The organism is Streptomyces zingiberis, from assembly GCF_012034935.1.
Lineage (GTDB): Bacteria > Actinomycetota > Actinomycetes > Streptomycetales > Streptomycetaceae > Streptomyces > Streptomyces zingiberis.
The window spans coordinates 233,314-259,571 of sequence record NZ_JAATEN010000008.1 but is presented as its reverse complement, the minus strand read 5'-3'; the positions used below and the strand labels follow the sequence as shown (position 1 = coordinate 259,571).

The 26,258-nt window shown below is 74.5% G+C and carries 19 protein-coding genes, 1 tRNA gene and 2 pseudogenes; 2 read left to right on the top strand and 20 right to left on the bottom strand.

The genetic code is table 11. The features are described 5' to 3' along the window. Positions 1 to 176 precede the first annotated feature (176 nt). The 16 genes and pseudogenes from HCK00_RS13475 to pgsA all read right to left on the bottom strand — a co-directional run bounded on the left by HCK00_RS13475 (position 177) and on the right by pgsA (position 16,858). Complete coding sequence (locus HCK00_RS13475; RefSeq protein WP_168102111.1) at positions 177 to 2,720, bottom strand: RelA/SpoT family protein; 2,544 nt, start codon at positions 2,718 to 2,720, stop codon at positions 177 to 179. Between the two features lie 198 nt (positions 2,721 to 2,918). Then, on the bottom strand, positions 2,919 to 3,464 hold the full coding sequence (locus HCK00_RS13470) for an adenine phosphoribosyltransferase (protein WP_168102177.1): 546 nt from the start codon (positions 3,462 to 3,464) through the stop codon (positions 2,919 to 2,921). Between the two features lie 11 nt (positions 3,465 to 3,475). After that, entirely contained in the window at positions 3,476 to 4,654 is a 1,179-nt protein-coding gene (gene secF / locus HCK00_RS13465; RefSeq protein WP_168102110.1) for a protein translocase subunit SecF, read from the bottom strand. Position 4,655: 1 nt separating this feature from the next. Continuing rightward, the gene (gene secD, locus HCK00_RS13460; RefSeq protein ID WP_168102109.1) at positions 4,656 to 6,455 is read right to left on the bottom strand and encodes a protein translocase subunit SecD; all 1,800 of its coding nucleotides are present in this window, start codon (positions 6,453 to 6,455) and stop codon (positions 4,656 to 4,658) included. A gap of 186 nt (positions 6,456 to 6,641) precedes the next feature. Further along, positions 6,642 to 7,121 carry a preprotein translocase subunit YajC gene (gene yajC, locus HCK00_RS13455; protein WP_168102108.1) on the bottom strand — a complete coding sequence of 160 codons (480 nt, stop codon included), beginning with the start codon at positions 7,119 to 7,121 and terminating at the stop codon, positions 6,642 to 6,644. A 456-nt stretch (positions 7,122 to 7,577) separates the two neighbouring features. Continuing rightward, complete coding sequence (gene ruvB, locus HCK00_RS13450; RefSeq protein WP_168102176.1) at positions 7,578 to 8,675, bottom strand: Holliday junction branch migration DNA helicase RuvB; 1,098 nt, start codon at positions 8,673 to 8,675, stop codon at positions 7,578 to 7,580. Positions 8,676 to 8,809: 134 nt separating this feature from the next. Then, positions 8,810 to 9,433, bottom strand: a complete 624-nt coding sequence (gene ruvA / locus HCK00_RS13445; RefSeq protein WP_168102107.1) for a Holliday junction branch migration protein RuvA — start codon at positions 9,431 to 9,433, stop codon at positions 8,810 to 8,812. Next, positions 9,430 to 10,140: a crossover junction endodeoxyribonuclease RuvC gene (gene ruvC, locus HCK00_RS13440; protein ID WP_168102106.1), complete on the bottom strand. Its 711-nt coding sequence runs from the start codon at positions 10,138 to 10,140 to the stop codon at positions 9,430 to 9,432. The genes ruvA and ruvC overlap by 4 nt, the downstream gene beginning before the upstream one ends. 239 nt (positions 10,141 to 10,379) lie before the next feature. Beyond that, complete coding sequence (locus HCK00_RS13435) at positions 10,380 to 11,138, bottom strand: YebC/PmpR family DNA-binding transcriptional regulator (RefSeq protein WP_168102105.1); 759 nt, start codon at positions 11,136 to 11,138, stop codon at positions 10,380 to 10,382. A gap of 44 nt (positions 11,139 to 11,182) precedes the next feature. After that, positions 11,183 to 11,791 carry a pyridoxal 5'-phosphate synthase glutaminase subunit PdxT gene (gene pdxT, locus HCK00_RS13430; protein ID WP_375781957.1) on the bottom strand — a complete coding sequence of 203 codons (609 nt, stop codon included), beginning with the start codon at positions 11,789 to 11,791 and terminating at the stop codon, positions 11,183 to 11,185. 229 nt (positions 11,792 to 12,020) lie between these two features. Further along, positions 12,021 to 12,938 carry a pyridoxal 5'-phosphate synthase lyase subunit PdxS gene (gene pdxS, locus HCK00_RS13425; RefSeq protein WP_168102104.1) on the bottom strand — a complete coding sequence of 306 codons (918 nt, stop codon included), beginning with the start codon at positions 12,936 to 12,938 and terminating at the stop codon, positions 12,021 to 12,023. A 325-nt stretch (positions 12,939 to 13,263) separates the two neighbouring features. Then, complete coding sequence (locus tag HCK00_RS13420) at positions 13,264 to 13,809, bottom strand: hypothetical protein (RefSeq protein ID WP_168102103.1); 546 nt, start codon at positions 13,807 to 13,809, stop codon at positions 13,264 to 13,266. A gap of 111 nt (positions 13,810 to 13,920) precedes the next feature. Further along, a pseudogene (locus tag HCK00_RS28480) lies at positions 13,921 to 14,523 on the bottom strand (glycosyltransferase family 4 protein); the annotation flags it as partial. A 102-nt stretch (positions 14,524 to 14,625) separates the two neighbouring features. After that, positions 14,626 to 15,183, bottom strand: a pseudogene (locus HCK00_RS28475) (glycosyltransferase family 4 protein); the annotation flags it as partial. Then, positions 15,180 to 16,109 carry a phosphatidylinositol mannoside acyltransferase gene (locus HCK00_RS13410; RefSeq protein ID WP_168102101.1) on the bottom strand — a complete coding sequence of 310 codons (930 nt, stop codon included), beginning with the start codon at positions 16,107 to 16,109 and terminating at the stop codon, positions 15,180 to 15,182. The gene HCK00_RS13410 and the pseudogene HCK00_RS28475, both read right to left, overlap by 4 nt. Further along, positions 16,106 to 16,858, bottom strand: a complete 753-nt coding sequence (gene pgsA, locus HCK00_RS13405) for a phosphatidylinositol phosphate synthase (protein ID WP_168102100.1) — start codon at positions 16,856 to 16,858, stop codon at positions 16,106 to 16,108. Before pgsA ends, HCK00_RS13410 begins: the two co-directional genes overlap by 4 nt. Positions 16,859 to 17,374: 516 nt before the next feature. On the opposite strand from pgsA, the gene HCK00_RS13400 reads away from it, so the two are divergent. Further along, positions 17,375 to 19,021, top strand: a complete 1,647-nt coding sequence (locus HCK00_RS13400; protein WP_168102099.1) for an AbeC-like domain-containing protein — start codon at positions 17,375 to 17,377, stop codon at positions 19,019 to 19,021. 58 nt (positions 19,022 to 19,079) lie between these two features. On the opposite strand, the gene HCK00_RS13395 is transcribed toward HCK00_RS13400, so the two are convergent. The 4 genes from HCK00_RS13395 to HCK00_RS13380 all read right to left on the bottom strand — a co-directional run bounded on the left by HCK00_RS13395 (position 19,080) and on the right by HCK00_RS13380 (position 22,562). Next, positions 19,080 to 19,637: an HIT family protein gene (locus HCK00_RS13395; protein ID WP_168102174.1), complete on the bottom strand. Its 558-nt coding sequence runs from the start codon at positions 19,635 to 19,637 to the stop codon at positions 19,080 to 19,082. A gap of 83 nt (positions 19,638 to 19,720) precedes the next feature. Continuing rightward, positions 19,721 to 21,700 (bottom strand): threonine--tRNA ligase, encoded by a 1,980-nt coding sequence (gene thrS / locus HCK00_RS13390; protein ID WP_168102098.1) that lies wholly within the window; start codon positions 21,698 to 21,700, stop codon positions 19,721 to 19,723. A gap of 271 nt (positions 21,701 to 21,971) precedes the next feature. Further along, positions 21,972 to 22,043 (bottom strand) — tRNA-Val (locus HCK00_RS13385). Positions 22,044 to 22,112: 69 nt separating this feature from the next. Next, entirely contained in the window at positions 22,113 to 22,562 is a 450-nt protein-coding gene (locus HCK00_RS13380) for an SRPBCC family protein (RefSeq protein ID WP_168102097.1), read from the bottom strand. A 302-nt stretch (positions 22,563 to 22,864) separates the two neighbouring features. Here HCK00_RS13380 and HCK00_RS13375 point away from each other — a divergent pair, with 302 nt between their 5' ends. Continuing rightward, a complete protein-coding gene (locus HCK00_RS13375; protein WP_168102096.1) occupies positions 22,865 to 26,104 on the top strand; it encodes an SCO7613 C-terminal domain-containing membrane protein in 3,240 nt (1,079 codons plus the stop codon). Positions 26,105 to 26,258 lie beyond the last annotated feature (154 nt).

The following is a 26,258-nucleotide window of genomic DNA, read 5'->3' as shown; positions in this document are numbered from 1 at the left end:
CCCGGCCGCCGGGCCCGGGCATCCGTGACCACGGGGCGGGGCGGTCCTTCCGCGGCGTATGCGCGGAAGGACCGCCCCGCGTGCGCCCCGTGTACGCGTTCCGGGTCTCCGGGGCGGCCGCCGAGGGGGCGGGAGGCCGGGCCGGGCGCCCCGTACCGCCGCGCCCGCGCGCGGCCTCAGGGCCGGCGGGCCGAGGTGATGCGGTAGACGTCGTAGACGCCCTCCACGGTGCGTACCGCCCGCAGCACATGGCCGAGATGCTTCGGGTCCCCCATCTCGAAGGTGAACCGGGAGGTCGCCACCCGGTCCCGGGAGGTCTGCACGGCCGCCGAGAGGATGTTGACGTGCTGGTCCGAGAGGACCCGGGTGACGTCCGACAGCAGCCGCGACCGGTCCAGCGCCTCCACCTGGATGGCCACCAGGAACACCGAGGACTGGGTGGGCGCCCACTCCACTTCCAGGATGCGCTCCGGCTGCTGCGTCAGGGAGTCGACGTTGACGCAGTCGGCGCGGTGGACGGAGACGCCGTTGCCGCGGGTCACGAAGCCGATGATCGGGTCCCCGGGCACCGGCGTGCAGCAACGCGCCAGCTTCACCCAGACGTCGTCGACGCCCTTGACCACCACACCGGGGTCGCCCTTGGCCCGCCGCTTGGCGCGCGGGCGCATGGGCGTGGACTCCGCCAGGTCCTCGTTGGCCTCGTCCTCGCCGCCGAGGGCATGGACGAGCTTCTGCACGATGTTCTGCGCGGTGACATGGCCCTCGCCGATGGCGGCGTAGAGCGAGGAGATGTCGGGGTAGCGCAGCTCGTGGGCGAGGGTCACCAGGGAGTCACCGGTGAGGATCCGCTGGATCGGCAGGTTCTGCTTGCGCATCGCGCGGGCGATGGCGTCCTTGCCGTTCTCGATGGCCTCGTCGCGCCGCTCCTTGGAGAACCAGGCGCGGATCTTGTTCCGGGCGCGCGGCGACTTGACGAAACCGAGCCAGTCCCGGGACGGCCCGGCCCCGACCGCCTTGGAGGTGAAGATCTCCACCAGGTCGCCGTTGTCCAGGGTGGACTCCAGCGGCACCAGCCGGCCGTTGACCCGGGCACCGATGGTGCGGTGGCCCACCTCGGTGTGCACGGCGTAGGCGAAGTCCACCGGGGTGGCGCCCGCGGGCAGCGCTATGACGTCGCCCTTCGGCGTGAAGACGAAGACCTCGTTGCGGGAGAGGTCGAACCGCAGGGACTCCAGGAACTCGCCCGGGTCCTCCGTCTCCTTCTGCCAGTCCAGCAGCTGCCGCAGCCACGCCATGTCGTTGATGGCGTCGTCCTTGCCGCCGGGGCGGCGGGGCGCGTCGGTGCGCACCTTGGAGGCGCCGGCGACGGCCTCCTGCTTGTACTTCCAGTGGGCGGCGATGCCGTACTCGGCGCGGCGGTGCATGTCGAAGGTGCGGATCTGCAGTTCGACGGGTTTGCCGCTGGGCCCGATGACCGTCGTGTGCAGCGACTGGTACATGTTGAACTTGGGCATCGCGATGTAGTCCTTGAACCGCCCCGGCACCGGGTTCCACCGGGCGTGGATGGTGCCGAGCGCCGCGTAGCAGTCGCGCACGGTGTCCACCAGGACGCGGATGCCCACCAGGTCGTAGATCTCCGCGAAGTCACGGCCGCGGACGATCATCTTCTGGTACACGCTGTAGTAGTGCTTGGGGCGGCCGGTGACGGTGGCCTTGATGCGGGCGCCCCGCAGATCGGCCTGGACCTCGTCGGTGACGACCGCCAGGTACTCGTCGCGCTTGGGGGCCCGTTCGGCGACCAGGCGCACGATCTCGTCGTACATCTTGGGGTAGAGGATCGCGAAGGCGAGGTCCTCCAGCTCCCACTTGATGGTGTTCATGCCGAGCCGGTGGGCGAGCGGGGCGTAGATCTCCAGCGTCTCCCGCGCCTTCTGCTCCTGCTTCTCCCGCTTCAGGTAGCGCATGGTGCGCATGTTGTGCAGGCGGTCGGCGAGTTTGATCACCAGGACCCTGGGGTCCTTGGCCATGGCGACGACCATCTTGCGCACGGTCTCCGCCTGCGCGGCCTCGCCGAACTTGACCTTGTCCAGCTTGGTGACGCCGTCCACCAGCAGCGCCACCTGGTCACCGAAGTCACGGCGGAGGGTGTCCAGGCCGTACTCGGTGTCCTCGACGGTGTCGTGCAGCAGCCCCGCCATCAGCGTCGCCGGGTCCATGCCCAGCTCGGCGAGGATCGTGGTGACGGCGAGGGGGTGGGTGATGTACGGATCGCCGCTCTTGCGCTTCTGGCCTCGGTGCCACCGCTCCGCGACCTGGTACGCCCGCTCCACCTGGCGGAGGGTGGCCGCCTCGATCTTGGGGTCGTTGGAGCGGAGGATACGCAGCAGCGGCTCCAGGACCGGGTTGTACGGACTGGAGCGCTGGACGCCGAGGCGCGCCAGCCGGGCCCGTACCCGGTTCGAGGAGCCGGAGCGCGCGACCGCCCCCTGCCCGTTGCGCGCCGGTGAGGACGCCGGGGCGCTCGCCCCGTTCTGCCGCGGGTCGACGGCCGGGGGCTTCGGCTTGGGCGCGGACAGGGGGGTGCCGGTCCCGGCGGCGGCCGGGCCCTCGTTGCGCCCGGTCGTCCGCCCGTCCAGCCGCGCGCGGGGGTCCTGGTCCGCCGGGGCCTCGGCGGTCCGTTCCTGCTGCGAGGCGGCGAGCGGCTTGGCCTTGTCCGGCAAGAGCCCTCCTCAGGGGGGTGGCCTCTCCCCCGCGGGCAGGCGGGGAGACGGTCTCCGGTCCCGATGGGTTCCGGACATCCATGGTATCGGCCCCGGGGGAATGGAGGCGTCCGGGCTCCCGTGGGGGCGCCGGGGGCGCACGCGCGGAGGGCGGGCGCCCTGGTCGGCGCCCGCCCTCCGTACACTGTGATCTCCGTCTCAGACGGTGAGCAGCACCTCCAGCGGCGCTCCGGAGAGGCCCGGTTCCAGCCGCCGCCGGCCGTCGAGGAAGCTCAGCTCCATCAGCACGGCGACCCCGGCGACCTCGGCTCCGGCCCGCCGGATGAGCGAGAGCGAGGCCTCGGCCGTACCGCCGGTGGCCAGCACGTCGTCGATGACCATCACCCGGTCCCCGGACTCCAGGTCCTCGGCGTGGATCTCGATCTCGGCACTGCCGTACTCCAGGTCGTAGGCCTGCCCGAGAGTGGCCCCGGGGAGCTTGCCCGCCTTGCGTACCGGCACGAAGCCGAGCCCGGCCCGGACGGCGACGGGGGCGGCGAGGATGAAACCGCGCGCCTCCAGGCCGACGACCTTGGTGGCTCCGTGCCGGTGGCACAGCTCCGCGAGCGTCTCGGTGAGCGCGCCGAAGGCGGCGGGGTCGGCCAGCAGCGGGGTGATGTCCTTGAAGGTCACGCCCTTCCGCGGATGGTCGGGGACGTCCCGGATCCGGGCGGCGAGCAGGCTCCGCAGCGCGGCGGGGGCCATGGACGCGGCGGTCACCGGCGCCTCCCCGAGGGGCGGCCCCGGCCGGTGCCGCGGCCGCGGGGGGAGGGCGGGCCGGACACCCCGGCGGCCGCCGGGGCCCCGTCGCCCGGCCGGTGGCCGTTGTCCGGGCCCGTACCGGACCGCCGGTCGCCGGGCCCGGCACCGTCGTCGGCCGCGTCCCCGTCCCCGCCGCCGTCGCCACCATCGGGGTCACCCTTCGCCGCGGCGGAGGCACGCTTGGCGAGCACCCGCCGGCGGAGCGCCGCGATCTCCGGCTGCCGCTCCTTGAGATCCGCCACCAGCGGTGTCGCGATGAAGATCGAGGAGTAGGCACCGGCGGCCAGGCCGACGAAGAGGGAGAGCGAGATGTCGTTCAGCATGCCCGCGCCGAGCACACCGCCGCCGATGAAGAGCAGGCCGGCCACCGGGAGCAGCGCCACCACCGTGGTGTTGATGGACCGCACGAGGGTGCCGTTGATGCTGCGGTTGGCGATCTCGCTGTAGGTGAACCGGTTCTGTTTCAGGATCCCCCGGCTGCTCTCCTTGAGACTGTCGAACACCACCACGGTGTCGTACAGGGAGTAACCGAGGATCGTCAGCAGACCGATGACCGTGCCGACGCTGACCTCGAAGCCCACCAGGGCGTAGATGCCGACCGTGATGGTGATGTCGTGGATCAGGGCGACGAGGGCGGACACGGCCATCCGCCACTCGAAGGCGATGGCCAGATAGACCACCACCAGTGCCATGAAGATTCCCAGACCCATCCACGCCTTGTTGGCGATCTGGGCGCCCCAGCTGGGGCCGACGAGGTCGGCGTTGATCTGGTCCGCCGGGATCGCCAGCCCCTTGGAGAGCTCGGCCTTGATCTGATCGGACTTGGCGGTGTCGACCTCGCTGATCTGGATGCGCATCCCGCCGTTGCCGAGCTCCTGGATGAGCACGGGGTGGCCGGACGCCTCCTCGGCGAGCCGCTCGGCGCGCTCGGTGGAGACGGTGGTCTGCGGCGTGGTGAAGATGGCGCCGCCGGAGAACTCGATGCCCATGTTGAGGCCGCGGACACCCAGGCCCACGATCGCCGTGATGGTGATCAGTACGGAGACGCCGTACCAGAGCATGCGCTTGCCGATGAAGTCGTAGCCGACCTCACCGCGGTGGAGCCGGGCGCCGAGATCGCCGAGTCGTGACATCTCAGGCCTCCTTCGGTTCGGTCAGGGCGGGTACGGTGCGGCGGCGGCCGCGGATGGGCGGTTGGACGCCGAGCCGCGTGGGGTCCACCCCGGACCAGGGATGACCGCCGCCGAAGAACTTCGTCTTGGCACAGAGCGTCACCATCGGCTTGGTGAAGAAGAAGACGACGACGACGTCGAGGACCGTGGTGAGCCCCAGGGTGAAGGCGAATCCCTGCACCTTGCCGACCGTGGCCGCGAACAGCACCGCGGCGGCCAGGAAGGAGACGAAGTCGGCGACGATGATGGTGCGCCGGGCCCTCGGCCAGCCGCGCTCGGCGGCGGCCCGGAGGGACCGGCCCTCCCGGATCTCGTCCCGCAATCGTTCGAAGTAGACGATGAACGAGTCCGCGGTGATGCCGATGGCGACGATGGCGCCGCAGACGGCGGGCAGGTTCAGCGCGAAGCCGATGCCGGGACCGAGCAGCGACATGATCACGTAGGTGAGGATCGCCGAGGCCAGCAGGGAGAACAGCGCGATCAGCGACAGCCCCCGGTAGTAGACCACCAGGTAGATCACCACGAGGGCGAGGCCGATGGCGCCGGCGATGAGGCCGGCCTCCAGCTGCTCGCCGCCGAGCGCGGCGGAGACGGTGGTCACGCTGGACTCGGTGAAGCTCAGCGGCAGCGCGCCGTAGGAGAGGACGTTGGCGAGGTTCTCGGCGGACTCCTGGTTGAAGCTGCCGGAGATCTCGGCGTTGCCGCCGCCGATCCGGGTCTGCACCGAGGGCGCGGAGACGACCTCGCCGTCGAGGACGATGGCGAACTGGTTGGGCTGCTGGCCGGAGATCCGCTCGGTGGCGTCGGCGAACTGCTCGGCGCCCTTCTTGTTGAAGCCCAGGGTGACGACCCAGCCCTTGCCGGTCTGCGAGTCGAACACAGCCTTGGCGTCGTCGACCTCCGTGCCGGCGACGTCCGTGGGGCCGAGGGCGTACTTGACGGCGCCGTCCTCACCACAGGCGACGGTGTTCTCGCCGGGCTTGACGCCCTCACCGACGGCGCTGCGCTCCTCGGGCTTGGAGCAGTCCAGGGCGTCCAGCTTCTTCTGGAGGTCCGCCGGGACCCCGGTCGCGCCCGGCTGCGGGGCCTCGGGGGTCGCGGGGGCGGAGGGCTCCGGGCTGCCGGAGGGGGCCGCCTGCGGCTGCTCCGACGCGTCGGCGGCGAGGGCGCCGGTCAGGGCACGGCCCTGGGTGGTGGCGGAGGGGGAGGGCTCGCCGGTCCCGGCGCCCTCGGCCTTCTCGCCGCCGGCGTCGTTCTTGTCACCGTTCTTGTCACCGTTCTTGTCGCCCGCGTCCCCGTCACTCTGGTCACCCTCCGCCGAGGGGCTGGCCGAGGGTTCCGGGGAGGGCGTGCCCTGCTCCATCGTGAGCACCGGGCGGAACTGGAGCTGCGCCGTGGTGCCGACCTGTTCCCGGGCCTGCTTCTCGTTGGTGCCGCGCGGGATGTTGACGATGATGTTGCGGTCGCCCTGGGTCTGCACCTCGGCCTCGGAGACGCCCAGGCCGTTGACGCGGCGCTCGATGATGCCGACCGCGGTGTTCATGTTGGTCGGGTTGATCGCGTTCTCGGCGCCGGGCTGGGCCTTGGCCGTGAGCGTGATGCTGGTGCCGCCGGCGAGGTCGATGCCCAGGCGCGGAGTGGTGTGCCCGGAGAGGAACATCCCCCCGGTCAGCGCCACGACGGCGATCAGGAACAGGACCAGCGTCCGCCCCGGCCTGCCCTGGGACCCCGAGGGGCGCCGGCCCTTCTTCGGTGCTGCCACCTTGTCGATTCTCCCTGTCCAACCGCACCGCGTCCGTGGTGAGCGGGCGGCCACGAAGTGTAATGGAGGACGGTCCCCCGCAGGAGCGGACGGGCCGCGACCGGCCGGTCCGGGGAGCCGCGGCGGATGCCGCCCGGCCCGGTGCCGGCGCCCGCCGCGGGGCCCCGGCCGGACCCGCGTCCGGTGTTACTTCGCGTCGGCGTCGCCGCCGGCGTCACCGTCGCCCCGCTTGTTCTCCTTCGCACCGCCGGCCGGGCCGGCCTCGCCCTCGGGCCGCTCCGGGACGTCCGCGCCGGTCTTGTCGAGGCCGACGACGGGCCCTTCCCCGGGGCCGGTCAGCGAGGAGGCGTCGTCCGGGACGGCGGAGGCACCGGTGACGGGCTCGGCGCCGTGGACGATGCGGTGGTACTCGTCGTCATCCAGCACGGCGGCGACGGCGTTCTTGGCGAAGACCGTGTGCACCCCCGGGGCGATCTCCAGGAGGACCGTGTCCTGGTGGACCTCCTTGACGGTGGCGTACACGCCCCCGATGGTGCGGATTCCTGTGCCCGGCTGCATCTGGTCGCGCATGTCGGCGGCCTGCTGCTGCTTCTTCTTCGCCGAGCGGGTCATGAGGACCATGAGCCCGATGAGGAAGATGAGGGGGAGAAAAGTCAGGATATTCACGGGAACGGAGTTTCCTTCGCACGACCACAGGGGATGCGGCCTGGTATTCGGGGGTGGGTGCGCCGTCGCGGGGACGGCATCGGCGGAGTCTAAGCGAGTCCGCGCCAATGGAACAACGCCCAGCATGGCACCCGGGTTCCGGTCCGGGCGAGTTCCACCCCTTCGAGAACCTTCGAGAACCTTCGAACCCCTTCGGGAACCAGCGGGAACCTCCGCGAACCTTCCGGACCCGCCGATCGCCGTCGATCTCCGCCGACCCGTGGATCGCCGCCCGCCGGGCCCGGACGTGCATCGCCGGGGTGGACGGGCGCCGGTGGCCGGGACGGGCCGCCGGCGGAACGCGACGGGCCGGGACGGGCCGCCGCCCCGCCACCGCCTCCCGCACCCCGCCGTCCGGCACCGCGGGAGGCGGCCTGGCGTCACCGGCGCGTGCGCCCACCGGGGCATCCCCGCCGGTCACACACCGAACAGCCCCTGCTGTGCCGAGCCGCCGGTGTCCTGCCCCGGCGGTCGCAGCCCCAGGTGTTCCCAGGCGGCGGGGGTGGCGACCCGGCCCCGGGGGGTCCGGGCCAGCAGCCCCTCCCGGACGAGGAACGGCTCGGCCACCTCCTCCACGGTCTCCCGCTCCTCCCCCACCGCGACGGCCAGGGTGGACAGCCCCACGGGGCCGCCGCCGAACAGCTTGAGCAGGGCACCGAGCACGGCCCGGTCCAGCCGGTCCAGGCCGCGTCCGTCCACCTCGTAGACGCCGAGCGCGCTCTCAGCGATCTCCCGGGTGATCACACCGTCGGCCTTGACCTGCGCGTAGTCCCGGACGCGGCGGAGGAGCCGGTTGGCGATCCGGGGGGTGCCCCGGGAGCGGCCGGCGATCTCCGCGGCTCCCGCCGGCTCGATCTCCACCTCCAGCAGCCGGGCGGAGCGGTGCAGCACCCGCTCCAGCTCGGCGGGCCCGTAGAACTCCATGTGCGCGGTGAAGCCGAAGCGGTCGCGGAGCGGCGGTGGCAGCAGGCCGGCCCGCGTGGTGGCGCCGACCAGGGTGAACGGCGGGAGTTCCAGCGGAATGGCGGTGGCGCCGGGCCCCTTGCCGACGATGACGTCGACCCGGAAGTCCTCCATGGCCATGTAGAGCATCTCCTCGGCGGGCCGGGACATGCGGTGGATCTCGTCGAGGAAGAGCACCTCCCCCTCGGTGAGCGAGGAGAGGATCGCGGCCAGGTCCCCCGCGTGCTGGATGGCGGGGCCGGAGGTGATGCGGATGGGTGCTGCCATCTCCGCGGCGATGATCATGGACAGGGTGGTCTTGCCGAGACCGGGGGCGCCCGAGAGCAGCACGTGATCGGCGGTGGCACCGCGCTGGCGGGCGGCGCGCAGCACCAGGTCGAGCTGTTCGCGGACGCGCTCCTGGCCGACGAACTCGCCGAGGTTCTTCGGCCGCAGGGCCGCCTCGACCGCCTGGTCGTCGCCGTCGGCTCCCGCGTCCACCAGCCGTTCGGCGGCACCGGCCGCGGCGGCTGCCGTGTCGGGGGCGGAGTCGTCCCAGTCGTCCCAGTCCATGGTCTCTCTCGGCTCGGCGGTGCGGATCACGCGGTACGGATCGGTGCGGGGTCGGTGCGGGGTCGGGGTCGGTGCGGGGTCGGTGCGGGGTCGGGGTCGGACGGCCGGGGTGTTCCGCCCGGCCACGGCGGTGGTCAGCGTGCGCGGTTGAGGCTCTGCAGGGCGGCGCGCAGCAGTTGGGGCACGGGGGGCGTGGTGCCCGCGGCGAGCGCCTCCTCGGCGCGCGGGGCGACGGCGGCCACCGCGTCGTCCGCCTCGCGCGGGGTGTACCCGAGGCCGATGAGGGCCGAGTGGAGCTGGTCCCGCCAGGCCGCGGGGGCCGTGGCTCCGGCCGGGGCGCGCGCAGCGCCGCCACGGACCGCGCCGAGCCGGTCCTTCAGCTCCAGCAGCAGCTTCTGGGCGCCCTTCTTGCCGATGCCGGGCACGGCGGTCAGCGCCTTCTCGTCCCCGCCGGACACGGCCAGCCGCAGGGCGTCGGGACGGTGGACGGCCAGCATGGCCTGGGCCAGCCGCGGCCCGACGCCGCTGGCGGTCTGGAGGAGTTCGAAGACCTGGCGTTCGTCGTCCTCGGCGAAGCCGTAGAGGGTGAGCGAATCCTCGCGGACGACCAGGGAGGTGGCGAGCCGGGCCGGTTCGCCGACCCGCAGCCCGGAGAGGGTGTCCGGGGTGCACTGGACGGCGATGCCGACCCCGCCGACCTCGACGACGGCGCTGTCCGGGGAGACCGCGGCGACGGGGCCGCTGACGAAGGCGATCACGACGGTGGCTCTCCAGGGGTGTTCTGCGGCCGGGCGGGGGCCGGTGGGACGGGGGCGGTCCGCGGTCCGCGGGCGCCGGGGGCCGCCCGCCGCACGGACGGCTGGGACGGCTGGGACGGCTGGGACGGCTGGGACGGCTCGGAGAACTGGGACGGCTGGGCCGCTCGCGGGGTTCGCGCCTGACCCCGGCGGGCCTGGGCCTGAGCCGCCTGGGCCTGCTGGAGCCGGCCGGTGGCGGGCGCCCGCCAGATGTGGCAGATGGCCAGGGCCAGGGCGTCGGCGGCGTCCGCGGGCCGCGGTGGCGCGGCCAGCCGCAGCAGGCGGGTGACCATGGCCCCGACCTGGTCCTTGCCGGCCCGGCCACTGCCGGTGACGGCGGCCTTGACCTCGCTGGGAGTGTGCAGGGCGACGGGCAGGCCGCGGCGGGCCGCGCAGAGCATGGCCACGGCGGCGGCCTGGGCGGTGCCCATGACGGTGCGGACGTTGTGCTGGCTGAACACCCGTTCCACGGCGACGCTGTCCGGCCGGTGCGTGTCCAGCCACTGCTCTATGCCCTGCTCCACGAGGACCAGCCGTTCGGGCGCGGGGGCCTCGGCGGGGGTGCGGACCACGCCCACCCCCAGCATCGTCAGCGGCCGGCCGGGAAGCCCGTCGACGACCCCGACCCCGCACCGGGTCAGCCCCGGGTCCACGCCCAGCACACGCACGGCTCTCCCCTCCCCTCGGTCCCGCCCGGGTCCCGCCCGGGTCCCGCCCGGTCCGCGCGGCCGTCCCGGCGGGCCTTCCGTGCGGCGCCCGGTGACGCACGTGCCGCGGCGCCGCGGATTCCCAGTGATTCGGTCAGCTGTTCCTGCAGGCTATCGGCCGGCGCCGACAACGCGACGGGCCGACGGGGGTGTGTCCCGTCGGCCCGTCGCGCTGCCGGAGGGCGTGGAGCCCGCCCGGCTCAGGCGTCGACCTTCGCCATGACCTCGTCGGAGACGTCGAAGTTGGCGAAGACGTTCTGCACGTCGTCGCTGTCGTCGAGGGCGTCGATCAGCTTGAAGATCTTACGCGCGCCCTCCTCGTCCAGCTGCACCTGCATCGTCGGGACGAAGCTCGCCTCGGCCGAGTCGTAGTCGATCCCGGCGTCGACGAGGGCGGTGCGGACCGCGACCAGGTCGGTGGCCTCGGAGATGACCTCGAAGGACTCGCCGAGGTCGTTGACCTCCTCGGCGCCCGCCTCGAGCACGGCACCCAGGACGTCGTCCTCGCCGAGTCCGCCGTCACCCTTGGGGACGAGGACGACACCCTTGCGGTTGAAGAGGTAGGAGACCGAACCGGGGTCGGCCATCGACCCGCCGTTACGCGTCATCGCCACCCGGACGTCGGAGGCGGCACGGTTGCGGTTGTCGGTGAGGCACTCGATGAGCACGGCGACGCCGTTGGGCCCGTACCCCTCGTACATGATGGTCTGGTAGTCGGCGCCACCCGCCTCCAGACCCGCACCGCGCTTGACGGCGCTGTCGATGTTCTTGTTGGGGACGGAGCTCTTCTTCGCCTTCTGGATGGCGTCGTAGAGCGTGGGGTTGCCGTCGGGGTCTCCGCCTCCCATCCGGGCCGCGACCTCGACGTTCTTGATCAGTTTGGCGAAGAGTTTGCCGCGCTTGGCATCGATCACGGCCTTCTTGTGCTTGGTGGTTGCCCACTTGGAGTGGCCGGACACAGCCTCGCTCCTTCAACGACCCGGCGAATACGAACTCCGCGATCCTACCGGTGCGCGGCCACCACGCCGCGCGCCATCTCCGTGAAGAGGGCGTGCACCCGGTGATCACCGGTCAGCTCCGGGTGGAAGGCGGTGGCGAGCAGAGCGCCCTGGCGCACGGCGACGGCGTGCCCGCCGTGTTCGGCGAGCACCTCCACCGCCGCCCCCGTGGACTCGGCCCAGGGGGCGCGGATGAAGACACCCTCGACGGGGCCCCCGGCGACTCCCGCCAGGTCGACGGCGGCCTCGAAGGACTCGTTCTGCCGGCCGAAGGCGTTACGCCGCACCGTCATGTCGATCCCGCCGACGGTCTCCTGCCCGGCGCGGCCGTCCAGCACCCGGTCCGCGAGCATGATCATGCCCGCGCAGGAGCCGTAGACGGGCATCCCGGCGCCGATCCGCTCGCGCAACGGCTCCAGCAGCCCGAAGATCCCGGCCAGCTTGGCCATGGTGGTGGACTCGCCTCCGGGAATCACCAGGGCGTCCACCGCGGCCAGCTCCCCTGGCCGGCGCACGGGGCACGGCCGCGCGCCGGCCGCGGCGAGGGCGGTGAGGTGTTCGGGGACATCGCCCTGGAGGGCGAGGACGCCGACGAGGGGGGCGGGCAGGGACACGGTGCTCTCTCCGGGGATTCGTGACACGGGTGTCCGGGCCGGCGCGCCGGGCCGGACGGGACGGGAGTGTGCGGGGACGACACCGCGGGGCACACTCGGCTGCGGCGGCACGCGACAGGGGGACACGGGGCGCGCCCGGCGCTTCCGGCTCCGCGCGCGGCACACCGGCTCACCGGCTCGGTCTCCCGCGGCGGGCCGGAACGGAGGGAGTGCGGCGGCCGGTGGGCCCTCACCAGCCGCGGCGGGCGTAGCGCTCCCCCTCGGGAAGGGTGTCGCAGTTGATGCCGACCATGGCCTCGCCGAGCGCGCGGGACGCCTCCACCAGCACCTTGGGGTCGTCGTGGAAGGTGGTGGCCTTGACGATGGCCGCGGCGCGCCGGGCCGGGTCACCGGACTTGAAGATGCCCGAGCCGACGAAGACGCCCTCGGCGCCGAGCTGGCGCATCAGCGCGGCGTCGGCCGGGGTGGCGACCCCGCCCGCGGAGAAGAGCACGACGGGCAGCCGGCCGAGTTCGGCGACCTCCGCGACCAGTTCGTACGGGGCGCGCAGCTCCTTGGCCGCCGCGTACAGCTCGTGGGAGTCGCAGGCGCGGAGCCGGCCGATCTCGGCCTTGATCTGCCGCAGGTGGCGGACGGCCTCCACGACGTTGCCGGTGCCGGCCTCGCCCTTGGAGCGGATCATGGCCGCGCCCTCGGCGATCCGGCGCAGCGCCTCGCCGAGGTTGGTGGCACCGCAGACGAAGGGGGTGGTGAAGGCCCACTTGTCGCTGTGGTTGGCCTCGTCGGCGGGGGTCAGCACCTCGGACTCGTCGATGTAGTCGACACCGAGGGCCTGCAGCAGCTGCGCCTCGACGAAGTGCCCGATGCGGGACTTGGCCATCACCGGGATGGAGACCGCTTCGATGATGCCCTCGATCATGTCCGGGTCGGACATCCGGGCCACGCCGCCGTCCTTGCGGATGTCGGCCGGGACCCGTTCCAGGGCCATGACCGCGACCGCTCCGGCGTCCTCGGCGATCTTCGCCTGCTCCGGGGTGACCACGTCCATGATGACGCCGCCCTTGAGCTGCTCGGCCATGCCGCGTTTGACGCGCGCGGTACCGGTCGAGGGGGCGGGCGGGGTGGCGCTGGGAAGCGTGGTGGACACGGTTCGAACCTCGCGATGCCGGAGGGGGTGCGGCGGTCCGGCCGCGCCCCCGGAGAGGCCCGGAGAGGGGGAGCGGCGGTCCGCGCGGGACATCACCGAGGAAACCGCGTCCCGGTACCGCACGGAAAGGGCCAATTCGGGGGCGGTGGCCCGGGGCGCGGCCCGTTCCGTGCGGGTGGGGTGAGCGGGCCCCGCCCGGCCCGGCCTCGGTTCCGCGGGCTCCTCCCCCGTACTGCCCTCCGCCGGGTCCTCACCCCGTCGTCCGCCCGGCGGGAGGACCGGAGTGTCCCGGCCTCCGGCGCCCGCACAGGTCACGCCGTGACCCTCAGGAGGCCGCCGCGCGGTCCGTCAGCGCCCTCGGGACCTCGTCGTCCATCTCGAACGCCAGGGGGAACGGGGCGTGCCCGGCCAGCCGGAACCAGCGCACCGCGCGGTGGCGGCGCAGCGCGCGGGCGGCGCGTACGGAGTCGTTGTGGAAGCGGCGCGCCATGGGCACGCGCCGTACCGCCGCGGCCAGTTCGTCGGCCGCGGCCTCCCCGCCGGGGGCCCCGCGCACGGCGGCCACCTGGCCGGGGCCGTCGAACACGGCGCGCAGCGCCTGGCTGAGTTCGCTCTCGGCGACCTCGCGCTGCTCCTCCTCGGCCTGCCGGGCGTCATGGGCGGCCTGGTAGAGCACCATGGACGCGGCCGGGTCGAGCACCCCCGCGGTGGCCAGTTCCTGGGCGACCGAGGCCCTGCGGAGCAGTTGCGCGTCGAGGGCGGCGCGGGCGGCGTCGATCCGCGCGTGCAGCCGGTCGAGACGGCCGGCGGTCCAGCTGAGATAGACGCCGATGAGGGCGAGGGCCACCGCCGTCCAGATGAGTGTGGTCACGGCGGGCCACGTTACCGGCCGGTCGCGGCGCGGCACCCGCCCCGGTCACCCCGCACCCGCGGGAGTGCCCGGGGGCTCGGCCGGTCACGTCACAGGACGGGCCGGGCCGGATCAGTCGCGGGCCAGGCCCCAGCGGGCGCGCAGCCCCGGCCGCTCGTCGGTGGCGACGGACGCGGCGCCGTCCGCGACCGTCTCGTACACCGAGAGGATGTCGGCGCCCACCGTCGACCAGTCGAAGCGCCGCACATGGCGGGCGCCGCGCTCGCGCAGTTCGCGGAGGCGCGCGGGGTTCCTCAGCAGGCGGTTCGCGGACCGGGCCAGCGCGGCGGCGTCCTCCGTGGCGAAGATCTCCCCGGCCTGCCCGGCGTCGAGCACCTGGACGAAGGCGTCGAGGTCCCCGGCGAGCACGGGGGCGCCCGCCGACATCGCCTCGACGAGGATGATCCCGAAGCTCTCCCCACCGGTGTTGGGCGCCACGTAGAGGTCGACGCCACGCAGCAGCCGGGCCTTGTCCTCGTCGCTGACCATGCCCAGGAACTCCACGTGGCCGCGGACCGCGGCGGGCAGGCCGGCGACGGCCTCGCGCTGGTCACCCCGCCCGGCGACCAGCAGCCGGGCGCCGGGGTGTTCCGCCAGGATGGCCGGGAGGGCCTTCATCAGCACCGGCAGCCCCTTGCGGGGCTCGTCGATCCGGCCGATGAAGCCGAGGGTGGGCGGCCGGCGGCCGGCGTCCCCCGGGCCGGAACCACCGGAGACACCGGAGACGCCGGAGACACCGCCTTCCGCGCCGTCCCCGGGGCCGTCGTGGAGCACGCCGCCCAGCCACTCCGGGCGCGGCTCCGCCCGCGCGAAGAAGCCGACGTCCACCCCGTTGGGGATCACCACGGCGTCACCGCCCAGGTGCTCCACGAGGGTGCGCCGGGCGTACTCGCTCACCGCGATCCGCGCGCTGATCTTCTCCAGCGCGGGCTGCAGGATCGGATACGCGGCGATCATCGCCCGGGAGCGGGGGTTGGAGGTGTGGAAGGTGGCCACGATGGGGCCCTGGGCGATCCAGCAGGCCAGCAGGCCGAGCGAGGGCGAGGCGGGCTCGTGGATGTGGAGCACGTCGAAGTCGCCGTCGTGCAGCCAGCGGCGCACCCGGGCGGCCGAGAGGAAGCCGAAGTTCAGCCGCGCCACCGAGCCGTTGTACGGGACGGGCACGGCGCGGCCCGCGGAGACCACGTACGGGGGCAGCGGGGTCTCGTCGTCGGCGGGCGCGAGGACGGAGACGGCGTGCCCGCGGCGGAGGAGGTGCTCGGCCAGGTCGCGGATGTGGAACTGCACACCGCCGGGGACGTCCCAGGCGTAGGGGCAGACGATGCCGATTCTCACGGGCTCTCCGTTCCGGGGGCGCGGTCGCCGGAAGGCACGCGGGGTTCGAGGTCGGCGGTCCACAGCCGCTGCAGCATGTGCCAGTCCTCCGGGTGCGCGGCGATGCCCGAGGCGAAGACGTCGGCGAGCGACTGGGTCATCGCGGCCGCCCGCTGCCGCCGGGTACCCTCCGGCGGGCCCTCGATGCCCGGGTGGACACGGCCGCGCATCAGGCCGGGCCCGTCGTACCAGAGGGTGACGGGCACCAGCAGGGCGCCGGTCTGCTGGGCGAGCAGGGCGGGACCGGCGGGCATCCGCGCGGTCTCGCCGAAGAAGGTCACCTCGGTGCCGGAGGCGGAGAGGTCACGGTCGGCGACCAGGCAGACCAGCCCGCCGTCCCGCAGCCGGCGGGCGAGGGTGCCGAAGGCGCTGCCCCCGGCGTGCGGGAGGACCTCCATGCCGAGGCTCTCGCGGTAGGCGACGAAGCGGTCGTACAGGGTCTCGGGGCGGAGGCGCTCGGCCACGGTGGTGAAGGGGCGCCCGAGCCGGGTGGCGATCCAGGCGCCGGCCAGGTCCCAGTTGGCGAGGTGCGGGAGGGCGGCGACCACTCCGCGCCCGGAGTCCAGGGCCTCCTCGACCCGGTGGATGTCCTCGACCTCGAGGGCCGCGCGGATCCGGTCCGGGCTCCACTCGGGCAGCCGGAAGGACTCCATCCAGTAGCGCAGGTAGGAGCGCATCCCGGCGCGGGAGAGCTCCCGCAGCCGCTCCGGGGAGGCGCCGGGGACGACGCGCGCCAGGTTGGCCTCCAGCCGCTCCACACCGGCGCCACGCCGCCGCCAGGCGGTGTCGGCGAGGGTCCGGCCCAGCCGGACGGCCGCCGGTTCCGGCAGTTTCCGTACGGCGCCCCAGCCGAGGCCGTAGACCGCGCCGGTCAGCCGCTCCCTCATGCCGCACCGCCCTCGGCGCCGCCGCGGCTGCCCGCCGCGCCGTTCGCCGGGCCGCCTCCGGTTCCGGTGCGGGCCCCGCCGGGGTCACCGGCCCCGGCCGCCCCGGCTGCGTCTTCGGCCTCGGCGGCCTCGGCGGCCTCCCGGCGGACGGTGACGACCCGCTGCCCCAGGGTGACGGCGCTGCCCAGGGCGACGGCCCACAGCGCCGCCGGCAGCAGGACGCCGACTCCGGGGACGCCGAAGTCGGCCAGTCCGGCGAGCCCGGCCGCGACCAGCGTGATCACCAGCCGCTCGGCGCGCTCCACCAGGCCGCTGACGTTCACCGGCAGCCCGATGGCCTCGCCCCGCGCCTTGGTGTAGGAGACCACCTGGCCGCTGGCGAGACAGAAGATGGCGATCGCGCAGAGCAGCAGGTCGTCCCCGCGTCCCGCGTACCACAGCGCCAGCCCGCCGAAGACCGCCGCGTCGGCGACCCGGTCGAGCGTGGAGTCCAGGAAGGCGCCCCAGCGGCTGGAGCGGCCGGCCTGGCGGGCCATGTTGCCGTCGATCAGGTCGGAGAAGACGAAGAGGGTGATGACGACCGTGCCCCAGAAGAACTCGCCGAGGGGGTAGAAGACCAGGGCCCCGGCGACCACGCCGCCGGTGCCGACGAGGGTGACGGCGTCGGGGCTGACCCCGAGCCGGAGCAGCAGGGCGGCGAAGGGCGTGAGAACACGCGTGAAGAACGCACGCGCGTACTTGTTCAGCATGGCCTTCCCGGAGGGTCGCTGGAGCCGGGCGGCCGGGGAGCCGCCGGGTGGCCCATCGTAGTCAGGCGGCGGACGCCGCCGTCGCTCCGCCCGGCTCCCCCGCGGCGGAGACCGTGATTCCGGGACCGGGCCCGGGGAGCCCTGGTGGCCCCTGGAGCGGCCGGGCCGCCGCCGTGGCCGGGTGCCCGGCCCGGGCCCTCGTCCGGAGCGGGGTCCCCGGGCCGGAGACCGGACGGCGGGTGGCCGACCCGCGCTCCACCGTCACACGCCACCGGCCGGTCCCGCCCTGCCGACGCGCGGCACGAGCCCGGCACCCGCGCGCCGCGCGGGGCGGACCCACGCAGGACAGGACGGGCCGGGACCGGGCGGCGCCGCGCCCCCGTCCGCCCGGTGGCCGGTCAACTCCCCTGCGGCGGACGGCCGTCGGCCGCTACGCTGGGGCGGGCAGCCGGCCGGCAGGTGTGCCGGGGCCGCCGGCCGGGAAGAGCCACGTCAGCGGACGAGCGGTGGGGGCATGTGGTGAGCACGGGATTCGACTTCAGGCCCGGGGCGCAGGTACCGCTCTCCGGCGGTGCGGGACAGACGGCCGCGACCTGCGCGCTGTCGTCCGCCGCCTACCGGGACGGCCCGGTCACGGACATCAAGAAGGCGGACAACGACTGGCACCAGTCGAAGATCACCGCGCCGAAGATGTCGCTGTTCGAACCCAACCTCGGTGAGGCGTTCTGCCGCGCGGTGCAGACCCGGATGCTCGGCGGCGGCCGGGCGGCGCTGATCCAGTCCTTCGGCATGGAACCGCAGACCGTGGTCGAGCACTGCCTGTCGGCCAGCCGGATCCGCAAGGAGCGGGACACCAAGCTGACCGTCCTGATGGGCGTCTTCGGGGTGCTCTTCCTCCCGGGCCTGCTGCTGTGGCTGCTGGTCTTCCAGCTCCGCCGCTCCCTCGCGGGGGCGTCGAACAAGCGGGCCGGCGCCCTCGGCATGGTGGTGCTGGTCGGCTTCGCGGTGCTGGGGGTGGTCTTCCTCCTGAAGCTGCCGTTCACCGGTTTCTGGGGGATCTACCTGCGCGCCATGCTGATCGCGCCGGTGGTGGGCTGGCTCTGGGCCAAGCAGGTCTGTGAGCGCACCGCGGCCGATCTGCGCGAGCGGTGGAGCGGTCTGCTCTCCGGCGGCGGGGTCCCCGCGAAGATCCCCGAGGCCGTGCCGCGCAACCCGAACGAGACGGCCGCCGAGCAGCTGCGGCAGAACCTCGCCCGGCTCACGGCGGAGCAGAACAGCAATCTCGTCTTCTACGCGGGCCCCAAGGGCATCCTCGGCATGGGCACCCGCTGGGGCAGCTGGCAGCTGGCCGAGGAACTGGTCCCCAAGGACCCGGACAAGGACATCGACCCCTTCCGCAGCTGGGACATCGTCCGCGCCGTGCACGACCAGCTCAAGCAGCTGGAGCGCACCCCGCTGCACACCGGCGGGTTCCCCACGCCCTCGGTGACCCACTGGATCGTCGCCCCGGTCGGCGAGGGCGCCTCGTCCGTCTCCCGTCCGGGGGACGACGGCTATCTCATCCGTCCCGCGGAGATACAGCGGATCTGCGACACCCAGCAGTTCGGCAGCGGCAACCGCCACTACCTCGGGGTGCAGTTCGTGCTCTGGGACGGCCAGTTGGTGATCACCCTGCTGGTCAACGTCACGGTGCTCCACCACACCCTGCGGATCGAGGTGACCGGGCACGCGCTGGGCCCGGTGCACGGCATGTTCAGCGGCAAGCCCGCGGCGAAGACGGAGACGGTCGCCAAGGCCGTGAAGTTCTGGGAGACCAAGACCCGTTCGCTGCCGCTGGTGGACGCCAAGGAGGTGGTGCGGCTCGCCGCCCGCGCCCCGCTGACCTGGTTCCCGCCCGTCCTGGACCACCTGGGGGGCAAGCTGGCGTTGCCCGAGCCGTTCGGGCTCCGGCACGCCTGGGCCGACCAGCCGTGGCGCCACCGCTTCATGGCCGACGACGCCCTGCGCGCCGCGACCCCCGTGCTGCGGGTGGTGCACCAGGCGGCGATCCGCGTCCTGGAGGAGCACGACGTGGACACCGAGCGCTTCGGGAACCGGGCGGGCTTCCTCAGCGGCGCGGTCCAGGGCGCCGAGCCCGGCAAGGCGGACGTCTACAACGCCTGACGGGGTGACGGGCGCCCCTCGGGGCGCCGCTCCCCCGCGCCGCCGCCCCGGCCCGTACTCAGTCCCGCGGCCAGGCGGCGGCGATCAGGCGGCGGGTGTCGGCGAGAAGCTGCGGCAGGACCTTCGTGTGGCCGACGACGGGCATGAAGTTGGTGTCCCCGCCCCAGCGCGGCACGACGTGCTGGTGGAGGTGCGCGGCGATGCCCGCGCCGGCCGCCGCGCCCTGGTTCATGCCGATGTTGAAGCCGTGGGCGCCGGAGGCGGTACGCAGCGCGGTCATGGCCCGCTTGGTCAGGGCGGCCAGCTCGGCGGTCTCGTCCCCGGTCAGCTCGGTGTAGTCGGCCACGTGCCGGAACGGCACCACCATCAGGTGCCCGCCGTTGTAGGGGTAGAGGTTGAGGACCGCGTAGGTCTTCTCCCCACGGGCGACGATCAGCCCGTCCTCGTCGGACTTGACCGGGATGACGCAGAACGGACAGCCCTCGGAACCGGGGCCCTCCGGCTTGTTCTCGCCCTGGATGTACGCCATCCGGTGCGGCGTCCACAGCCGCTGGAAGGCGTCCGGGTCGCCGACCCCGATCTGCTGCTCCGGCTCACTGGTCATGGTGGCCAGCATAAGAGGGACCACCGGCGGAGCGCGGCGCGGGAGGGGCGGTCACCGGCCGGTGACCGCCCCGGGGGCACCCGGCGGGGCGGGTGTCACACCTGCGCGCGGCCGGCCACGGCGTCCGCGATCTCCCGCAGCGCCTCCTCCCGCGGGATGCCGTTCTTCTGCGAGCCGTCGCGGTAGCGGAAGGACACCGCGCCGGCGGCCATGTCCTCGTCCCCGGCGATCACCATGAACGGGATCTTCTGCCGCTGGGCGTTGCGGATCTTCTTCTGCATCCGGTCCGAGGAGGCGTCCACCTCGAATCGCAGGCCCTGCTTCCGCGCCTCCTCGGCGACCTCCTGGAGGTACGGGACGTGCGCGTCGCCGATGGGGATGCCGACCGCCTGCACCGGCGCGAGCCAGGCCGGGAAGGCGCCCGCGTAGTGCTCCAGCAGCACGGCGAAGAAACGCTCGATGGAGCCGAACAGCGCGCGGTGGAGGACCACCGGGCGCTGCCGGGTACCGTCCGCCGCGGTGTACTGGAGGTCGAACCGCTCGGGCATGTTGAAGTCCACCTGGATCGTGGACATCTGCCAGGTCCGGCCGATGGCGTCCCTGGCCTGCACCGAGATCTTCGGCCCGTAGAACGCGGCCCCGGCCGGGTCCATGACCAGTTCCAGGCCCTGCTTCCCGGCCGCCTGCCGCAGCGCCTCCGTGGACTCCTCCCACACCTCGTCGCTGCCGACGAACTTCTCCGGGTCCTTGGTGGACAGCTCCAGGTAGAAGTCCTCCAGGCCGTAGTCGCGGAGCAGGCCCAGGACGAAGGTGAGCAGCGAGTCCAGTTCGGCGGCCATCTGCTCACGGGTGCAGTAGATGTGCGCGTCGTCCTGGGTGAAGCCGCGGGCACGGGTCAGGCCGTGCACCACCCCGGACTTCTCGTACCGGTAGACCGTCCCGAACTCGAAGAAGCGCAGCGGCAGTTCGCGGTACGAGCGGCCCCGGGCGTCGAAGATCAGGTGGTGCATCGGGCAGTTCATGGGCTTCAGGTAGTAGTCCTGGCCCTCGTCGAGCTGCATGGGCGGGTACATGCCGTCGGCGTACCAGTCCAGGTGGCCGGACTTCTCGAAGAGGCTGCCCTTGGTGGCGTGCGGGGTGTAGACGAACTCGTAGCCCGACTCCTCGTGCCGCTTGCGCGAGTAGTCCTCCATCACGCGGCGGACGACGCCGCCCTTGGGGTGGAAGACGGCCAGGCCGGAGCCGATCTCCTCGGGGATGGAGAAGAGGTCCAGCTCGGTGCCGAGCTTGCGGTGGTCCCGCTTCTCGGCCTCGGCCAGGAACTCCAGGTGCGCCTTGAGTTCGTCCTTGGAGGGCCAGGCGGTGCCGTAGATGCGCTGGAGCATCGGGTTCTTCTCGCTGCCGCGCCAGTAGGCGGCGGCGTTGCGCATCAGCTTGAACGCCGGGATGGTGCGGGTGGTCGGCAGGTGCGGGCCGCGGCAGAGGTCCTTCCAGCACAGCGCGCCGGTCTTGGCGTCCAGGTTGTCGTAGATGGTCAGCTCGCCCGCGCCCACCTCGACGTCGGCGCCCTCCCCGGCGGTGGCGGCGGAGCCCTTGAGGCCGATCAGCTCCAGCTTGTACGGCTCGCCGGCCAGCTCCGCGCGGGCCTCCTCCTCGGTGACGGCCCGCCGGGAGAAGCGCTGGCCGCGCTTGACGATCTCCTGCATCTTCTTCTCGACGGCCTTGAGGTCGTCGGGGGTGAAGGGGCGCTCGACGTCGAAGTCGTAGTAGAAGCCGTCCTTGACCGGGGGGCCGATGCCCAGCCGGGCCTCCGGGAAGAGTTCCTGCACGGCCTGGGCCATGACGTGGGCGGTGGAGTGGCGCAGGATGTCGAGGCCGTCCGGGGAGGAGATCGCGACGGGCTCCACCTCGTCGCCGTCGGCGGGCTCGTACGCCAGGTCCTTCAGCGCTCCGTTCACGCGCGCGGCGACGACGGTCCGGTCGGCGCCGAGGAGTTCGGCGGCGGTGGTGCCCGTCGTCACCAGGCGCTCTTCCCGCTCGGAATCGCGATGGATGATGACACGGACGTCTGACACCGATCTCTCCTGACTCAGGGGGTGCGGCTCACGGGGCCGCGCGGCAGCGGACGCTGCGCACGGGAATCGTACCGACCTCCCCGGCGGCCGCGCGAAAGACTTGGGCGCGGAGCGCTCGACCGTGGGACACCGGCCCTGGGGTGACGGCAGGGAGGTCTCACGGAGACGGGCCGCTGCGCCCCGCCCCGGGCGGAGAACGGCGAAAGGCCCTTCCACCGGGGAAGGGCCTGCCTGCGAGCGGACAATCACGCGCCGCCGGGCACCGGTACGGTGGGCGATACTGGGTTCGAACCAGTGACCTCTTCGGTGTGAACGAAGCGCTCTCCCACTGAGCTAATCGCCCCTGGAGCACCGGGGTTTCCCCCCGCGGTCCGGGCCTGGCGACGACAATACAGGGCCCGGCGGAGTTTCCTCAAACGCCCTCCGCGAGCCGGGCCCGCAGCCCGCGCAGCCCGCCCCGCATCATCAGCCGGTGGTTCGCCCGGAACAGCGGCCGGCCGGGCACCGCGAACCGGCGGAGCAGCGGGCTGCGCACGATCACCTCCTGCTCGAACAGGGCGTCGGCACCCACGCCCCGGGCCGTGACCGTCCAGTGCACCCAGCCCTCCAGATCCCCGCCGAGCGCGATCCGGAGGACCCCGGCCGCCGGGTCGTCACGGACCTGGCGCACGGTGACGACGAGGTCGTACGGGAGGAGGGAGCGGAAGCGGGCCCGCCCGGAGTGGGCGTCCGTCCGCTCCACCTCCCTCACCTGCGGCCACCACCGCGGGTACTCCTCGGCGCGGGCCAGCACGGCGTGGACGGTCTCCGCCGGCGCGTCGAGGGGCCAGCGGCTGCGGAAGCGGTAGTGGTGCAGGTCCACGGGGTCTCCTCCCGGACGGTGCGGGCCGCGGGCCGGAGCGGGGGGCGTACGGCCCGGAGGGCTCCCCGGGGTCCGGCCGGCCCGGGGCGGCGCGGGGTGCCTCTCTCCTCTCCCCCGGAGGGCGGCGCGACACCTCTCCCGGTGAACGGGGTGGAATCCCACACCGGTGCCGCTCCGCCGGCCGCCGATGAGCCGGGGGAACCGCCGCCGGGGTTCCCGGGCCGGGGCCGGTGCGCCCTACTCATCCCGGCTGAGTATGCGTACCCATGTCCCGGGCCGTGCCCCGGGGACAGACTCCCGCCATGGAGCCCCCCATGGAGAAGGCACCGCCCCGCGGGCCCGGCGCGGACGCGGGTCCGGAAGCGGAGATACGGGAGATCGACCACGCGCTCGCCCGGCTGGAGCAGGACCGCGCCCGGCTGCTCGCGCGCCGGTCCGTGCTGCTGGAACTGCTCACCCGGGGAGGGGCACCACCCGTCCCGCCGCGTGTGGCGGACGGCCCGCGCGGGGCCGGCCCGCGACCGGACACCGGTCCACGCGCGGCGGCCCGCCCGGAGACGGACGCGCCGGCGGTACGTACGGTGCTGCTGGGGCTGGGCGGGCTGCTGCTCGCCGTCGCGGTGACCGCGTTCACCGTGCTCAGCTGGGGCCGGCTGGGGATCGGCGGCCGGTCACTGGTGCTCGGGGTGCTGACCGCCGGCGCCCTCGCCGCGCCCGTCCCGCTGCTGCGCCGCTCCCTGGCCGCCACGGCCGAGGTGATCGCCTGCCTGGGTCTGCTCCTGCTGGTGCTGGATGCCTACGCCCTGCGCCGCCTGGCGTTTCCGGGGGCGGACGCCACGGCCTGCGCGGCGCTCGCGAGCGCGGTGCTGGCCGTCGTCTGGGCCGGCTACGCCCGGCTGCTGACGGCGCGCGCCCCGGTGGGTGGACGCGGCCCGGAAGGCACGGCGGAGACCGGGCGCGCCGGCGCCGCGGGGGGCGGGGGCCCCACGGCGGGCCGGCGACGTCCCCCCGGCGTGCACCCGGGCGTGCCCACGCGGGGGCCCGCGGCGGCGATGGCAGCGGCGGCGATGACGTCCGGGGAGGCGTCCGACGGGACCTCCGCCGACGGCGCCCGCCGTATGCGGCTGGTTCCGGCGCTCGCCCTGCTCCCCGCCCAGTTCACGCTGGTGCTGTGGGCGGCGGCCGTCCAGGCCGGTCCCTTCGGCGTGGCGGCGGCGCTGCTCGGTACGGCCGCGCTGGACACCGCCGTGCTGCGGCTGCCGGGTTCGGCGCCCCGGCGCACGGCCACGGTTCTCGGCCTGCTCACCGGCGGGCCGGGGCTGCTCGGCGCGGTGGGGTTGTCGCTGTCCGCCACCGGTCCCGCCGGCGCGGCGCGGGCGGCCCTGCTGCTCTGCGGTGCCGCCGTCCTGCTCCGGTGGGCCGTCCGCCGCCCGGCGGCGGAGCGGGCCGGGGCACCGGCACCCCCGGCGCCGGGCACGGACAGCTCTTCCACCCCGCCCCCGCCGGCCGCAGCCGGCGGTTCCCACGGCAGCGGGGCGTCCGCTCCGACCCCGCCCGTCCACCCCGGCATGTACGCCGCGCCGGCCGCCCCGGGCACGACCACCGGCTCGGGTCCCCGCTCCACCGCTCCGGCACCGGCCGCGAGTGGCCCGGCTCCGGGCACCGGAACACCCGGGGCCGTCCCGGGCCCGAGGCTCCCCGGCCCGGCGCGGGACCACCCCGGTGACGGTGTGCGGGACGGGACGGAGAGCGTCCGGGGCGGCGGCACCGGCGAGGGCTCCGGCACCCGGCGCGCGGCGGGCGCCCCTCCCGCGCCGTCCACGGCCGCTCCGGCCGCCGCGGCCGCGGCCGCGCTCTCCGGGCTGGCCCTGGTGGCGGCAGGCGGAGGAATCCTGCGCGTCTTCCTCCCCGGCCCGCTCGCCCTGGCCGGTTACGCGCTGTGCGGAGCACTGCTGCCGGTCGTGGTCCGCCTGTTCACGCGCCGCGCGGTGGGCGCGGGCACCCTGGTGGCCGCCGCCCTCACGCAGGCCGCCGCGGTGGTGGCGGTGGCGCCCGCCACGGTCGCCGCGCTGCTGGCACCGGTGGGCTGGCTGACCGCCGTGGGGACAGGCGCGCCGGACGGGGCCCGCGCCGCCCTGGCGCCGGGTCTCAGCTGGCCGGGGACGCCCGCGGTGCCGCTGGTCCTCGCGGTCGCGGCCGCGGCCCTGGCCACGGCGGGGTGGCTGGTGTCAGGCAGCCCGGCGGCGGGCGGTCCCGGCCCGGGGTGGCGGGGCCGTGGCACCCTCCCGGCGCCGCGCCGGGAGGGTGGGCCCCGGGAGGGGGAACGCCGGGCGGACGGGCACCAGGTGACCGCCCCGCGGGAGGGCGGAGGCCGGGCGGACGGAGGCCGGGAGGGAGATCCCCGGCAGGCCGGTGTCCGGAACGCCGCGGCCGCCGGGGCCACCGCGCTGACCGCCGCCGCGGCGGCCGTGCTGCCCGTCACCCTCGACCTGCCGTACGCGGTGGCCGTCCTGCTGCTGGCGGCGCAGGCCGCGGTGGCCCTGGTGGCGGCCGGCTCGGTCGGCTCGCACGTGGTGTCCCGTACGGCGCTGGCGTGCGCCGTGGCGGTGGCGGTCACCGCCGGGTGCTGGGGGCTGGCCGAGCGGCCGGTGACGCAGGGGGTGGCGGTGGCGCTGCTGTCGGCGTTCGCCGTCGCCGCCCTCACCTCACCCGCCGCGGACCGGCTGCGGCGGCCGGTGACCTCCAGCGCGGCGGTGGTGAGCGCCGCCGTGCTGGTGACCGCCATCGGCGCGGGGGCGGGTGCCACGGCGCACCGCACCGCGTTCGCGGTGCTCGCCATGGCGGCGGTGGCCCAGGGGCTCGCCGCCCGGGTACGCCGGCAGCCGGCGGGCGTACCGCTGGAGGTCACCGGCGCGGTCGTGGCCGTGGGCGCGTTGTGCCTGGCGGCGACGGGCCCGGCGGCGGTCCTGGCCACGGCGCTCGCGCTGGCCGGGGTGGCCGCGGCCGGCTGTGCGCTCCGGCCGGACCGGCGCCGGGTGGCGGGGGCCGCCGCCACCGCGCTCCTCGTCCTGTCCGCCTGGGTGCGGCTGGCGTCACTGGGGGTCGGCGCGCCGGAGGCGTACACCCTGCCCGTGACCGTCCCCGCGCTCGCCGTCGGGCTGCTGCGCCGGCGGCGGGATCCGGGGGCGTCGTCCTGGACGGCCTACGGGCCGGGGCTCACGGTGACCCTGCTGCCGGGTCTCGTGGCCGCCTGGGGTGACGACGGCCGGACCCGGCCGCTGCTGCTGGGCCTCGCCGCGCTGGCGCTGACGCTGCTCGGCGCCCGGCGGCGGCTGGGGGCCCCGCTGCTGCTGGGCGGCGGGGTGCTCGCCCTGCTGGCCCTCCACGAACTGACCCCGTATCTGGCGCAGTTGGCCGGTGCGGTGCCGCGCTGGCTGCCACCCGCCCTGGCGGGCCTGGTCCTGCTCGGCACGGGAGCCACCTACGAGCGGCGGCTCCGCGACGCGCGCCGCATCCGTGACCTGCTGCACCGGCTGCGCTGACGACCGTCCCGGCCGGGCGGCGCCGCGCGGGGACGCGGTGCCGCCGGGCGGGGCCGTGCGGCGGCGGAGCCCCTCGCCGTCCCGGCCACGGCCGGGGTCCGCGCACACGACTGAGGCGGCGGATCCCGCTGCTGTGCGGGATCCGCCGCCTCGG